General features: G+C 70.8%; 11 protein-coding genes and 1 pseudogene. 9 read left to right on the top strand and 3 right to left on the bottom strand.

All coding sequences use genetic code 11. The features are described from left to right. The 4 genes and pseudogenes from ABZV40_RS38750 to ABZV40_RS38765 form a co-directional block, all read left to right on the top strand. Nucleotides 1-152, top strand: a pseudogene (locus ABZV40_RS38750) (carbohydrate ABC transporter permease); the annotation flags it as partial. Between the two features lie 2 nt (nucleotides 153-154). Next, the gene (locus ABZV40_RS38755; protein WP_355453741.1) at nucleotides 155-1534 is read left to right on the top strand and encodes a GH1 family beta-glucosidase; all 1380 of its coding nucleotides are present in this window, start codon (nucleotides 155-157) and stop codon (nucleotides 1532-1534) included. Next, a complete protein-coding gene (locus ABZV40_RS38760; protein ID WP_355453744.1) occupies nucleotides 1531-2550 on the top strand; it encodes a LacI family DNA-binding transcriptional regulator in 1020 nt (339 codons plus the stop codon). The genes ABZV40_RS38755 and ABZV40_RS38760 overlap by 4 nt, the downstream gene beginning before the upstream one ends. A gap of 118 nt (nucleotides 2551-2668) precedes the next feature. Then, nucleotides 2669-2980 carry a hypothetical protein gene (locus ABZV40_RS38765; protein ID WP_355453747.1) on the top strand — a complete coding sequence of 104 codons (312 nt, stop codon included), beginning with the start codon at nucleotides 2669-2671 and terminating at the stop codon, nucleotides 2978-2980. 2 nt (nucleotides 2981-2982) lie between these two features. Here ABZV40_RS38765 and ABZV40_RS38770 read toward each other — a convergent pair whose 3' ends face one another. The 3 genes from ABZV40_RS38770 to ABZV40_RS38780 form a co-directional block, all read right to left on the bottom strand. Then, nucleotides 2983-5055: a beta-galactosidase gene (locus ABZV40_RS38770; protein WP_355453750.1), complete on the bottom strand. Its 2073-nt coding sequence runs from the start codon at nucleotides 5053-5055 to the stop codon at nucleotides 2983-2985. Between the two features lie 172 nt (nucleotides 5056-5227). Then, nucleotides 5228-5848, bottom strand: coding sequence for an NAD(P)H:quinone oxidoreductase (gene wrbA, locus ABZV40_RS38775; protein WP_355453753.1), 621 nt, complete (start codon nucleotides 5846-5848; stop codon nucleotides 5228-5230). Nucleotides 5849-5871: 23 nt separating this feature from the next. After that, a complete protein-coding gene (locus ABZV40_RS38780) occupies nucleotides 5872-7350 on the bottom strand; it encodes an aldehyde dehydrogenase family protein (RefSeq protein WP_355453756.1) in 1479 nt (492 codons plus the stop codon). Nucleotides 7351-7477: 127 nt separating this feature from the next. Between ABZV40_RS38780 and ABZV40_RS38785 the strand changes: the two genes are divergently transcribed. The 5 genes from ABZV40_RS38785 (at nucleotide 7478) to ABZV40_RS38805 (ending at nucleotide 13420) form a co-directional block, all read left to right on the top strand. Further along, nucleotides 7478-8182 (top strand): helix-turn-helix domain-containing protein, encoded by a 705-nt coding sequence (locus tag ABZV40_RS38785; protein WP_355453759.1) that lies wholly within the window; start codon nucleotides 7478-7480, stop codon nucleotides 8180-8182. Between the two features lie 165 nt (nucleotides 8183-8347). Beyond that, nucleotides 8348-9901 (top strand): acetolactate synthase large subunit, encoded by a 1554-nt coding sequence (locus tag ABZV40_RS38790; protein WP_355453762.1) that lies wholly within the window; start codon nucleotides 8348-8350, stop codon nucleotides 9899-9901. Nucleotides 9902-9935: 34 nt separating this feature from the next. Further along, the gene (locus ABZV40_RS38795) at nucleotides 9936-11459 is read left to right on the top strand and encodes an aldehyde dehydrogenase family protein (protein WP_355453765.1); all 1524 of its coding nucleotides are present in this window, start codon (nucleotides 9936-9938) and stop codon (nucleotides 11457-11459) included. Nucleotides 11460-11592: 133 nt separating this feature from the next. Then, nucleotides 11593-12387 (top strand): SDR family oxidoreductase, encoded by a 795-nt coding sequence (locus ABZV40_RS38800; RefSeq protein WP_355453768.1) that lies wholly within the window; start codon nucleotides 11593-11595, stop codon nucleotides 12385-12387. A gap of 19 nt (nucleotides 12388-12406) precedes the next feature. After that, nucleotides 12407-13420, top strand: a complete 1014-nt coding sequence (locus ABZV40_RS38805; protein WP_355453771.1) for a glycosyl hydrolase — start codon at nucleotides 12407-12409, stop codon at nucleotides 13418-13420. The last annotated feature ends 8 nt before the right edge of the window (nucleotides 13421-13428 follow it).

Consider the following 13428-nt stretch of genomic DNA (forward strand, 5'->3'; position numbering starts at 1 on the left):
TGGCCCTGGAAAAGCTGCAAAGCGGCTACTACGTCGACTACTCGCTCGTACTCGCCGGAACCACGCTCGCAACGGTTCCGGTTCTCATCGTGTTCTTGGTCCTCGGGCGGCAGATCGTCGCCGGTGTGATGCAGGGCGCCGTCAAGGGGTGAAAATGGAGAACATTGTTTTCCCGCAGGGTTTTCTGTGGGGAGCCGCGACCGCGGCGTTCCAGGTGGAGGGTGCGACCGACGTCGACGGCCGCACCGACTCCATTTGGGACGCTTTCTGCCGGCTGCCCGGCAAGGTCGTCGGCGGCGACTGCGGCGAGCCCGCGGCCGACCACTACCGGCGTTTCGAGCAGGACGTCGCGATGATGGCCGAGCTCGGGCTCAAGGCCTACCGGTTCTCGATCGCCTGGCCGCGGGTGCGGCCGGACGGCGGCGAGGTCAACCAGGCCGGGCTCGACTTCTACAGCAGGCTCGTCGACACGTTGCTGGCGCACGACATCGTGCCGTGGCCGACGCTCTACCACTGGGACCTGCCGCAGACGCTCGAGGAGTCGGGTGGCTGGGCGGCGCGCGACACCGCGTTCCGGTTCGCCGACTACGCGGCCAGCGTCGTCGAGGCGCTCGGTGACCGCGTCGGCACCTGGACGACGTTGAACGAGCCGTGGTGCTCGGCGTTCCTCGGCTACGCCGCCGGCGTGCACGCGCCAGGACGCACCGAACCCGCCGCCGCCGTCGCCGCGGTCCACCACCTGCTGCTCGCGCACGGGCTCGCCGCCGACACCATCCGCGCCGCCGCGCCGGAGGCCAAGGTCGGCATCACGCTCAACATGTACCCGATCATCCCGGTCGATCCGGCCGACCCGGCGGACCTGGACGTCGCACGCCGGCTCGACGGGCTGCAGCAGCGGATCTTCCTGGACCCGTTGCTGCGCGGCGAGTACCCCGCGGACATCCTCGCGGACCTGGAGCCGTTCGGGTTCGGGGAGCACGTGCGGGACGGCGACCTCGGCGTGATCTCCGCACCGATGGACATGCTCGGCGTCAACTACTACACCGAGCACTACGTCAGTTCGTCGCCCAACGGCAGCGAACCCGGTCCCTCGCCGTGGGTCGGTGTGCAGCACGCGTCGTTCCCCCGCCGTGACGCTCCCCGGACCGACATGGACTGGGAGGTCAGGCCGGACGGCCTCACCGCCGTGCTGCTGCGGCTGCACCACGACTACCCGCGGCTTCCGCTCTACATCACCGAGAACGGTGCCGCGTTCCGCGACGACTTCTCCGGTTCCGGCGCGATCGACGACGTCGACCGGACCGGTTACATCGCCTCGCACCTGCGCGCCGCGCACACGGCGATCAAGGCGGGCGTCGACCTGCGCGGGTACTTCTGCTGGTCGCTGCTGGACAACTTCGAGTGGGCCGAGGGGTACGCGAAGCGGTTCGGCATCGTCCACGTGGACTACGACACGCAGATCCGGACGCCGAAGATGAGTGCGAGGTGGTACAGCAGGGTGGCCCGCGACAACGCGCTGGTCGCCGTCTCATGACCGAAGGCAGGAGTCGGCGCCCCGGCCCGCGCATCGAGGAGGTCGCGCGCGTGGCCGGGGTGTCGAAGTCCACCGTCTCCAGGGTGATCAACGGCGAGAAGTACGTCAGCGAACGCTCACGGCAGGCGGTGCACCGCGCGATCGCGTTGCTCGGGTACAGCCCGAACCACGCGGCGCGCACGCTCGCGGGCAGCAAGGCGAACGCGATCGCGCTGGTGATCTCCGAACAGGGCAGCCGGGTGCTCGCCGACCCGTTCTTCGCCGGCGTGCTGCGCGGGGTGCACGCCGAGCTGACCGGGCGGCACGTCCAGCTGCTGCTGATGATGAACCAGCCGCTGGACGGCCAGGACCAGGTCGCCTACCTCACCGGCGGGCACGTCGACGGCGCGCTCGTGGTGAGCCTGCACGGCGAGGACCCGTTGCCGCGGACGTTGCACGAGGCGGGGCTGCCCATCGTGGTGGGCGGCCGTCCGCTCGCGGGCGGCACCGTCCCGTTCGTCGACTCGGACAACTTCAACGGCGCGCTGGGCGCGGTGCGCCACCTCGTCTCGCTCGGGCGGGAGAAGATCGCCACGATCGCCGGCCCGCGTGACATGGCGGTCGGCATGGACCGGCTCAGCGGCTGGCGGTGCGGGCTCGCCGAGCACGGCAGATCCGTGGAACTGGTGGTGCACAGCGACTTCACGCCCGAGAGCGGCGCGCGGGCGATGGAGGAGCTGCTGCGCAGGGCGCCCGATCTCGACGCGGTCTTCGTGGCCGCGGACATCATGGCGCTGGGCGCGTTGCGGGTGCTGCAGGCACGCGGCTACCGGATTCCCGACGACGTGGCGGTGGTGGGGTTCGACGACTCGGTGCTCGCCTCGACCGCCGTGCCGCCGCTCACCACCGTGCGCCAGGACGTGGAGCAGTTCGGCCGCACGCTGACGTGGCGGCTGCTCGCCGAGCTCGCCGGTGAGGAGAAGCTGCCGCTGTCGATGTTGCTGCCCACCTCGCTCGTGCGCCGGGCGAGCGCGTGAACTGCGCTGATCGAATCGATCCGAACCCCATTCGACGCGAAAGTATTTTCCCCCGGGCCTGAACCAGAGCCACGAGCAGGCCGTACTACGAAAGGCGTGGGAAAGAACGGGGGTTCGGATGCAAGCAGGCAGGTTCTTCGACAATGCGGCGAACGACAGTCCGGAGCTACCGGAAACGGCGGTGCTGCGCGTGCTGTGGATGACCGCGCAGGGCATGGTGTGGCCGTGGCTGCTGCAGAGCCTGTGCCGTCCGGACGCCATCAAGCAGGCCCTGGCGGCGGACCTGATCTGGGCACCGGTCGGCGACCACCTCGGCTACCACATCACCGACGCGGGCAGGCGGCGGATCGTGGACTGGTACCGGGAGAACCGCCCCGGCATCGGCCCGCACGACAACGCCGAACTCTGGCGTGCCGTCACGATGCGCTGAGCTCACCCGGTCACGAAGATCCGCACGTCCCGCTCTGCCAGCTCGACCGGTCCACCGGCGGGGATCGCGCCGCCGCCCAGCAGATCGGTGAGCGCGACCGGTGCCGCGATCTCGACGGGGTCGCCGCTCCAGTTGTGGACCACGTGCACGCGGCGCCCGTCCGGTGAGGTCCCGGTCGTCGCGGTCACCGTCTCCGGCAGGTCCGGCCAGCCCGACTTCGGTTCCGGCACAAGCCATTTCGCCAGTGCCGCGGCAAGACCGCGGCCGGGCACCGTGCCGACGCACGTGACGCGACCGGCGCCGTGCCGTCGCGTCGTGACGGCGGGCCAACGCCCGAAGTGGTGGTGGTCGTACTCCACGAGCACATCGGCGTCGATGACCGTGTACCCCTCCACCCACCGGGTGGCGACGGCGTCCGCGGGCAGGCCGAACCCGTCCGCGGCCAGCACGCGCAGGTCGTTCGAGAGGTTGCTGAACTCGTCGTAGTAGACGCCCGCGGCCTCGACGAGCCGTCCGGGCGCGTGCTCGTGACGGGCCCTGCCCTCGTGGTCGGCGTAGGCGGTGCGGGGCCCGACGACCAGGTGACCGCCCGCGTGCGCGTAGGCGGCGAGCCGGTCGACGGTCTCGTCGTCGGCCAGGTACAGCGCGGGCACGACCAGCACCGGGTGCGCGGCCAGGTCCAGACCTGCCAGCTGCCGGGCGTGGATCATCCGCACCTGGCGTCCCGCCTCGAAGGCACCCCGGTAGAACGCGTCGAAGATCCGCTGGTACGCGGCACCGTCCGGTCCACCGTCCGAAGTGGACAAGGGCGGGTACTTCTGCATGTACCACTTGCTGGGCGCCGAGTAGACGATGGCGATGTCGGCGTCCGGCTCGATGCCCGCGACCGTCGCGCCCGCGGTCTCGAACTCGGCGCCCAGCCGGGCCAGTTCGGCGTAGACCCGGCCGGGGCTGCCGCTGTGCGGGAGCACGCCGCCCCAGTAGGTCTCGGCGCCGAAGTGCAGCGTGTGCCAGTGCCAGTACTCGATCATCCGCGCGCCGCGGCCGACGAGCGCCCACGCGGCCTGACGCCACTGGCCGTTGTAGGCGGGCCGGTTGTCCCACGGCGTGCTGATGTTGCCGGCGTTGGTCTCGGTGACCAGGAACGGTTCCTGACGTGACGAGAAGATCCAGTCGGCGCCGCGGTAGAACGCCCAAACGCCGTTGGTCTTCCAGCTCTGCTCGCACTCGTCGGGGTCGGGCAGGGTGAGCGCGTCCTGCATGTCGTAGTACGGGTTGCCCGCGGTGACGTCGACGTGCTCGGTCAGTTCGGCGTCGTCGAGCGCGACGTGCGGGTAGTGCAGGCAGGTGGTGACGAACTGGTCCGGCCGCGCGTACTCGCGGACGATGTCCGCCTGCCACGCCACGAACTCGGTGGTCTGCCTGGCCTGGAACGCCCGCCACGCCACGTCGTACTGCGGCTGGGCATTGCCCTCCGGTGTCCACAGATCGGCCCATGTGGACAGCCGGTGCGACCAGTACACCAGTCCCCACGCGCGGTTGAGGTTCTCGACGTCGCCGTAGGTGGTGCGCAGGTGGTCGACGAACCGCTGGAAGACGCCGTGGTTGTGCAGCAGCCGGATGCCCGGCTCGTTGTCCACCTGGAAGCCGATGACGGCGGGGTGGTCCGCGTACCGGCCGGCGATCTTGCGCGCGATCCGTTCGGCGTGGAACCGGAAGGCGGGATGGGTGAAGTCGACCTCCTGCCGCGCACCCCACCCGACCCTGCGGCCGTCGGCCTGCTCCCCCGCGATCTCCGGGTACTGGCGGGCCAGCCACGGCGGCACCGCGTACGTCGGGGTGCCGAGGACGACCGAGATGCCGCGCTCGTGGGCGCCGTCGAGCACCGGCCGCAACCACTCCAGGTCGAACCGGCCGTTCTCCGGCTCCCACGTCGACCACACCGACTCGCCGACCCGGATGACGGTGAAACCCGCCTCCACCATCAGGTCCAGGTCGGTCTTGAGCCGGTCGTACGGCTGGTACTCGTGGTAGTAGGCGGCACCGAACAACACCCGCGCGGGCAGAACCGCCATCGGAAGACCTCCGTCGGTTGGCGAGGTCTCGCATGCTAACCGACATGATGTTTTCTGCCGCAAGGAACTCCGGGCGCCGTTCGAGTCGAATCGACGTCGATGAAGGGCTCCTTCATCGACCCCAGGTGCAGGAAGGAGCCCTTCATCGACGTAGCAGGCCCGGTGCGTGCGCCTAGGCGGCCTTGGCCCGTGCGCCCGCGAGCACCTCGGCGAAGTGCGCCAGCCGCCGGCCCTGGAAGCGCGCACACTCCAGCACCTTCTCGTCGGGCATGGTCGACGGGAAGCCCGCGGGCCACGAGGTGCCGTACGGGTTGCCGCCCGCCGCGTAGACGGCGTCGTCGGTGTAGCCGAGCGGGACGATCACGCAGCCCCAGTGGTAGAAGACGTTGTTGAGCGACAGGATCGTGGCCTCCTGGCCGCCGTGCAGCTCCGCGGACGAGACGAACGTGGTGACCGGCTTGTCGGCGAGCTTGCCCTCGTGCCACAGGCTGCTCGCGGTGTCGATGAACTGCTTGAGCTGCGCGGCGGGCGCGCCGTAGCGGGTGGGCGTGCCGAACGCGTAGCCGTCGGCCCACGCCAGGTCGTCCAGGGTGACGACGGGAATTCCCTCGGTCTCGTCGCGGTGCCGCACCCAGTCGGCGTTCGAGGCGATGGCCTCCTCCGGGGCGAGCTCGGCGACGCGGCGCAGGCGGACCTCGGCGCCCGCGTCCTCCGCTCCCGCCGTGACGGCTTCGGCGAGCCGGTGCACGGAGCCGGTCGCGCTGTAGTACGTGACGAGTACGCGGGCAGGCATTCGGTGTTCCCTTTCCGTTGTGGTCAAAGGACGATCGTGATGGTCTTGAGCTCGGTGTCGGCCTCGAGCCCCGCGAGGCCGAGCTCGCGGCCGTGACCGCTGAGCTTCCAGCCGCCCCACGGCAGTCGCGGGTCGAGCGGGGACCAGCCGTTGACCGCGACGGCACCGGCGTCGACCCGGCGGGCCAGGGTGTGGGCACGGCTGAGGTCGGTGGTCCACAACGTGGCGGCGAGGGCGTAGTCGCTGTCGTTGGCGATGGCGATCGCCTGTTCGTCGTCGTCGAACGGGATGATCGTCCCAACAGGACCGAAGATCTCCTCGCGGGCGATGGTCATCGTGTTCGACGCGTCGGCGAACAGCGTGGGTTCGACGAAGAACCCGGCGCGGTCCGGCCTGCTGCCTCCAGCGACCACGCGCGCGCCTTCCTCGCGGCCCCGCTCGACGTAGTGCGCGACGCGGTCGCGTTGTCTCGCGTTGATCAGCGCGCCCATGGTGGTGCCCTCGTCGAACGGGTCGCCGAGGACCACCTTCGCGGCACGTTCGGCGAGGAGGTCCACGAAGTCGTCGTAGATGTCGCGGGCCACCAGGATCCGGCTTCCCGCCGCGCACACCTCACCTTGGTTGGCGAAGACACCGGCGGCCACCCCGTCCGCCGCCGCGGTCAGGCCGGCGTCGGCGAACACGATCTGCGGGCTCTTGCCGCCCAGTTCGAGCGTGGTGGGCCGGAACCCCTTCGCGGCGGCGGTCGCGACGATCTGCCCGGTCTCCGGGCTGCCGGTGAACGAGATCTTGTCGACGCCGGCGTGGTTGATCAGGAGGTTGCCGGTCGTGACACCGCGTCCGGGCAGGACGTTGAGCACGCCGGCGGGAAAACCGGCCTGCTCGGCCAGTTCCGCGAGCATCAACGACGTCAGCGGCGCGTCCTCCGGCGGCTTCAGCACGACCGCGCACCCGGCCGCGAGCGCCGGCGCGATCTTCCACGCGCCGATCATCGTGGGCGAGTTCCACGGCGTGATCGCGGCGACGACCCCGATCGGCTGCCGGACCGTGTAGCTGAGAGTGGACCGTCCCATGTAGCCGGACGTGGGAATCGTCTGCCCGGTCAGCTTGTCGGCCCAGCCCGCGTAGTGCCGGAACGTGGCCACCGCCTGCGGGAGGTCGATCACCCTGGGCTCGAACCCCGGCTTGCCGACGTCGAGCGACTCGACGTTCGCGAAGTCCTCCGCGCGCTCTTCGAGCAGCCGCGCGAAGGTGTGGAGCAACTCCCCGCGGGTGGCGCCGTCCATGCGCCCCCACTCACCGTCGAGGGCGTCGTGGCCGGACTCGACGGCGCGGTCCACCATCGCCGCGTCCGCCTCCACCACCGCGGTGAGGGTCTGCTCCGTCACCGGGTCGACGACGTCGAACGGCTGAGCTGAGGAGTGAGACTGCCAATGCCCTGCGACGAACGGCATGGCGGGGAGCTTCCGGGCGAGCGCCTCGGCGACTGATCGCTGCGACATGTCCGATTACCGTCCCTAGTGGTCGATAGTCGTACACTAAGCGAGAGATCGGCGACCGGTCAATCACCGGCGGGCCGCTGTGCTAAACAGAGCTACTGACCGACCAGTCAAGAAGGACGAGCACGCGATGAGTTCTGCAGGCGGGGAGATCTCCCAGACGCTCGACCGCGGGCTCAAGGTGTTGTCGCTGCTGGCGGAACACAGCGACGGCCTCACCGCGGGCGAACTGGCCGAACAGCTCGCCACCGCCCGCGCGGTGGTCTACCGGCTGCTGCGCACCCTCGAAGCCCACCGCCTGGTCGGCCGCATCGGCACCCGGTACGTGCTCGGCATCGGCATCTCGGAGCTGGCGAGCCGGCTGCGCCCGCGCCTGCAGGCGGTGGTCCTGCCGATCCTGCGCCGGCTCAGCACGCAGACGAACAGCACGTCGCTGCTGAGCGTGGCCGACGGCGACGAGGCGCTGATCCTGCTGACCGAGGAACCGCCGCAGAGCACGTTCCACCTGGCGCTGCGCCAGGGCGCGCGGCACGCGCTGGAGCTGGGCGCGGACGGGGTGGCCATCCTCGCCGGACGTCCGCCCTCGGACGACGACTCCTCGATCGTGCGGCTCGCGCGTTCGCAGGGGTACGCGCTGAGCGTCGGGGTGCTGCAGCCGGGGGCGCTCGGGGTGGCGGCGCCGATCAGCACGTCCGAGTGGGCCAGCGCGAGCATCGGGATCGTGCAGCTCGGGACCGAGGTCTCCGATCCCGGGGTGCCCGAGCTCGTGATGTCGGCCGCCAGCGAGGCCGCACGCCGACTTTCCAGCGACTTCAGCGCGGAAACGCCCGCGTAGCAACGCTTTTCCCGCCACGCCCGGTCTGCGTCGCCAGGCCGGGTGTTTTCGCGTGCGCGCGAACCGATCCGAAACTGCGGGCTTCCCCACCGCGGCAGCAGCGTCTACTCTCTGGGCGATAAGCGAACACTATGTACGATTATCGCACTCTTCCGGGAGACAGCCGTGGCTGAAGACGTCCTCACCGGCGCCGAGTCGCTCGTGCTCGCCGCAGCGCAGTCGGGCGTGCGCGTCTGCTTCGCCAACCCCGGCACGACCGAGATGCCGCTGGTGGCCGCGCTGGACCGGGTGCCGGGCATCCGGGCGGTGCTCGGTCTGCACGAAAACGTGTGCACTGGCGCGGCGGACGGTTACGCGCGCATCACCGGGCACGCCGCGATGACGTTGCTGCACCTGGGGCCGGGGCTGGCCAACGGCCTGGCGAACCTGCACAACGCGCGCCGGGCGAACACGCCACTGGTCAACGTCGTCGGCGATCACACCAGCTGGCACCTGCCGTTCGACGCGCCGCTGACGTCGGACATCGCGGCCCTCGCCGCGACCGTGGGGACGGTCCACCACGTCACCGACCGCGCGGGCGTCGCGGCCACCACGACCGGTGCGATCGCCGAGGCCCACCAGCGGCGCGGCGTCTCGACGCTGATCGTGCCGGCCGACCACCAGCAGGCCACGGCGCCACGGTCACAGGCCGATCTCGCACCGCACGCACGGCGTCCCATCGTCGCGGTCGATCACCTCGAGGAAGTCGCACAACGGCTCCGCGACGCGCAGCGACCGCTGTTCCTGTTGGGCGGCAACGCTTTGACGCGCATCGGGCAGCAGGCCGCCGGGATGATCGCGGCGGCCACCGGCGCCGCGCTCCACTGCGAGACGTTCCCCGCGCGCGTCGACCGCGGCGGCGGGTTGCCGGCCATCGACCGGTTGCCCTACTTCCCCGAGACCGCCGCCGCGGTGCTGAGCGAAGCGGACGTGGTGGTCGTCGCGGGCGCCGAGGACCCGGTCGCGTACTTCGGTTACGAGGGTGTGCCGAGCGTTCTCACCGCGCCGGGCACTCTGGCGAGGCTCGCGCATCCGATCGAGGACGCCGAGCAGGCGCTCGTGGAACTCGCCGACCTCATCGGCGCCACCACGCCGATCGCCGCCACCGCACCGGAAACCGCACCGCCGGACGACACCGAGACGCTGACCGGGCGGGTCATCGGGAGGGTGGTCGCGGCGTGCCTGCCGGACGACGCGATCGTGTCGATCGAGGGCGGCACGAGCGGATACCCGTTCTACACCGAGTCGGCGTCCGCGGTGACGCACACGGTGATGACCAACACCGGCGGCGCCATCGGGCAAGGGCTGCCGTGTGCGCTCGGGGCCGCCATCGCCGCACCGCACCGGCCGGTGATCGCGTTGCAGTCGGACGGCAGCGGCCTCTACACCGCGCAGGCGTTGTGGTCGATGAGCCGCGAGCGCGCCAACGTGATCGTCCTGATCGCCGCCAACCACACCTACAACGTGCTGCGCACCGAGCTCGGGCGGCACGGCAACGCCGAGTTCGGGTCGCAGGCGGAGGCGCTGACCAGCCTCGCGGACCCGTGCGTCGACTGGGTGGCGCTGGCGGCCGGGTTCGGCGTGCCCGCCGTCCGGGCCGTCACCGTCGCCGACCTGCGCAAGGCGCTGACCGACGCGGCCGCGACCGGCGGCCCCCACCTCGTCGAGATGGCCCTGTGACCTCCGGCCTTCCCACCCGCACCGGGAGCACCTCGTGACCGACACGACCTTCCTGTCCGCACCGGCACCCTTCGGCGTCGCCTCGTTCCTGGCTCGCGAGCACGGCCTGTACGTCAACGGCCGATGGCGGCCGAGCGAGTCCGGCCGGACCATGCCCTCCATCAACCCCGCCACCGGACGCCGGCTGTCCACAGTGGCCAGTGGTACGGCCGCGGACGTCGACGACGCCGTCGCCGCGGCACGGGCGGCGCTCGCCGACCCGGCGTGGCGCGACATCAACCCCTTGCAGCGCGGCGAGCTGCTGCACCGGCTCGCGGAGCTCGTCGAGGCCAACGCCGACGAGCTCGCGTTCATCGAGTCGCTGGACAACGGCAAACCGGTCGCGGTCGCCAGGGCCGTGGACGTCGGCACGACCGCGAAGCTGTTCCGCTACTTCTCGGGCTGGCCCAGCAAGTTCGAGGGCTCGACCATCCCGCTGTCGCCGCGCAACGGCCTCAAGGTCCTCAACTACACCGTGCACGAACCGATCGGTGTCGTGGGCGCGATCGTGCCGTGGAACTTCCCGATGTCGATGGCCGCGTGGAAGCTCGCACCCGCGCTGGCCACGGGCAACGCGGTCGTGCTCAAGCCGGCCGAGGAGACCTGCCTTTCCACGCTGCGGCTCGTGGAACTGGTCGAGGAGGCGGGGTTCCCGCCCGGCGTGCTCAACGTCGTCACCGGGACCGGTGGTGTGGTCGGTGCCGCCATCGCCGCGCATCCCGGCGTGGACAAGGTCGCGTTCACCGGTTCGACCGAGACCGGGCGCGCGGTCACCAGGGCCGCGCTCGGCAACATGAAGAAGGTCTCGCTGGAGCTGGGCGGCAAGTCGCCGCACATCGTGTTCCCGGACGCCGACCCGGTCGCGGTCGCCGCCGCGGCCTCCGACGGCATCTTCTTCAACCAGGGCCAGACCTGCACGGCCGGGTCACGGCTGTACGTGCACTCCGACATCTACGACGACGTGATGGCCGCGCTCGTCGATCACGCGCGCCACATCGTCGTAGGGCCGGGCCAGGCTCCGGCCACACAGATGGGGCCGCTGGTCTCGGCCAGGCAGCTCGCCACCGTGAAGTCCTATGTGGAGTCCGGACTGGACCAGGGCGCCTGTCTCGCCACCGGTGGCTCGCGGCCGCGCGGCCTGGGCGAGGAGCACGCGGACGGCTTCTTCCTCGAACCGACGATCCTCGCGGACACCACGCACGACATGAAGGTGGTGCGGGAGGAGATCTTCGGACCGGTGCTCGTCGCCATGCGCTGGACCGAGGTCGACGACCTGGTCGACAAGGCCAACGACTCCCCCTACGGGCTGGCCGCGGGGCTGTGGACCAACGACCTGACGCAGGCGCACCGCGTCGCCGGCGCGATCAAGGCGGGCACGGTCTGGATCAACTGCTTCAACCTGACCGATCCCGCGTCGCCGTTCGGCGGCTACAAGCAGTCGGGCTGGGGCCGCGAGATGGGCCGCGGCGTCCTGGAGCAGTACACCGAGACCAAGAGCGTGTGGGTGAACCTGACTTGACTTCCTCCCCCTCGTGAACGAGGGGATTCCTGCAGCTCGCGCCGCAGGGTTTTCACCGCCCCATGCCGTGCTCCGCAGGGGTTTCGTTTCTTCCCCGGCCTGAAGGCCAGGGTGTCCACGAAAGAAGTCACAGATGACGCAACAGGATCTCAGCGGCCAGGTCGCGATCGTGACCGGTGGCGGGCTGGGCATCGGCAAGGCCGTCACGCGCGCGCTCGTGCGGCGCGGCGCGGCGGTCGTCATCGCGGCACGCCGGAGGTCCGTGCTGGACCTGGCGGCCGAGGAGATCACCGACGAGCTCGGCGGGAGGGTCGTGCCGGTCTCCGCCGACACCACCGACATGGACTCCGTGCTGAACCTCGCCGAGACGGCGAACGAGGTCGGCCAGGTGAGCATCCTCGTCAACGGCGCCGCCGCCCCGGCGGGACTGGTGCGCAACGACATCCGCAGCGCCGACCCGGACGCGCTGCTCGCCGACCTGAACACCAAGGTGGTCGGGTACTTCCGGTGCGTCAAGGCGGTCGCGCCGATCATGCGGGCGCACCGCTACGGCCGCGTCGTCAACATCGGCGGGCTGACCGGCCGGTCCAGCCACGCGCTGTCCGGCATGCGCAACCTCGCGATCGTGCACATGACCAAGGCGTTGTCCGACCAGCTCGGCCCGGACGGCATCACGATCAACACGCTGCACCCCGGCGTGGTCGAGACCGAGCACATCCACGAGCTGTACGCCAAGAACGCCGCCGCCGAGGGCATCACGCCGCAGCAGGTCGAGCAGAACTTCATCGACCGCACGCCGATCCGGCGCGTGCTGACCGCCGACGAGGTCGCCGACGCCGTCTGCTTCCTCGCCTCGCCCGGCTCCGGCGGCATCACCGGCGAGTCCATCGGCATCGACGGCGGCCTGACCCGCGGCATCTTCCTCTGATCGCGAAGGAGAAATCCCGATGCAAGGAACCATTCTGGTCGGCACGGCGGGACAGGGAGTGCTGCGCAGCAACGACGACGGCGCGACCTGGCACCGCATCCCGCTCGACCAGGCCCTGGAGTTCGACTCCGTGGTCCGCGCGCTCGCGGTGCACCCGGCCAGGCCCGAGGTGATCTTCGCGGGCGCCGACGCCGGGCTCGGCCGCAGCGACGACGGCGGCACCCGCTGGACCCGCGTGGACTCGCCGTTCAACGACCAGCAGGTGTGGTCCATCGCGATCGACCCCAACGACCCGGACAGCATGCTGATCGGCACCGGCGCCCCCGCCCGTGCGGCCATGTACCGCACCACCGACGGCGGCGTCACGTGGGACCGCCTCTCCCCCGTGCTGCCGGAACGCTGCGCCGGGGTGAGCAAGCCGCGCATCCTCACCGCCGCCTACGACCACGTGGACGGCAAGTCCGCCTGGTTCGGCGTCGAGGAGGGCGGCCTGTGGCTCACCCGCGACCGCGGCGACACGTGGGAGCGCGTCGACGGGCCGGAGGGCGTCAACCCCTCCGACATCCACTGCGTACTGGTGCTCGACGGACCGCCCAAGACGATCGTCTGCCTGGTGGTCAACGCCATCTTCGTCAGCCAGGACGACGGGGTGACGTGGACCCGCACCGGCACGAAGTCCACCTGGGGCATCTACTACACGCGGCTCGTCGCGCGCATCCCCGGCACCAACTCCCTGCTGCTCGGCATCGGTGACGGCACACCGGGCACGCGGACCATGATCTTCCGCTCCGACGACCTGGCGCAGACCTGGACCGAGTCCACCGCAGACGTGCCGCCGAACTCGACGGTCTGGGCGTTCGGCACGCACTCCGCCGACCCGGACCTCGTGTTCGCCGGCACCAAGTACGGCCACCTGCTGCGCTCGACCGACGGCGGCCGCACCTTCACCAAGGAGTGGCGGGAGTTCCCCGAGATCACCGATGTGGCGTGGACCCCGGCCGTGGCCGCCGCCCCGCCCGTCGCCCAGCACTGAACAAGGAG

Source organism: Lentzea sp. NPDC004782 (genome assembly GCF_040609115.1).
Taxonomy (GTDB): domain Bacteria; phylum Actinomycetota; class Actinomycetes; order Mycobacteriales; family Pseudonocardiaceae; genus Lentzea.

Excerpts from the sequence above, each read along its gene's own strand:
- ABZV40_RS38755 (WP_355453741.1), top strand. The coding sequence starts at position 155 with ATGGAGAACATTGTTTTCCCGCAGGGTTTTCTGTGGGGAGCCGCGACC.
- ABZV40_RS38760 (WP_355453744.1), top strand. The coding sequence starts at position 1,531 with ATGACCGAAGGCAGGAGTCGGCGCCCCGGCCCGCGCATCGAGGAGGTC.
- ABZV40_RS38765 (WP_355453747.1), top strand. The coding sequence starts at position 2,669 with ATGCAAGCAGGCAGGTTCTTCGACAATGCGGCGAACGACAGTCCGGAG.
- ABZV40_RS38770 (WP_355453750.1), bottom strand. The coding sequence starts at position 5,055 with ATGGCGGTTCTGCCCGCGCGGGTGTTGTTCGGTGCCGCCTACTACCAC.
- wrbA (WP_355453753.1), bottom strand. The coding sequence starts at position 5,848 with ATGCCTGCCCGCGTACTCGTCACGTACTACAGCGCGACCGGCTCCGTG.
- ABZV40_RS38780 (WP_355453756.1), bottom strand. The coding sequence starts at position 7,350 with ATGTCGCAGCGATCAGTCGCCGAGGCGCTCGCCCGGAAGCTCCCCGCC.
- ABZV40_RS38785 (WP_355453759.1), top strand. The coding sequence starts at position 7,478 with ATGAGTTCTGCAGGCGGGGAGATCTCCCAGACGCTCGACCGCGGGCTC.
- ABZV40_RS38800 (WP_355453768.1), top strand. The coding sequence starts at position 11,593 with ATGACGCAACAGGATCTCAGCGGCCAGGTCGCGATCGTGACCGGTGGC.
- ABZV40_RS38805 (WP_355453771.1), top strand. The coding sequence starts at position 12,407 with ATGCAAGGAACCATTCTGGTCGGCACGGCGGGACAGGGAGTGCTGCGC.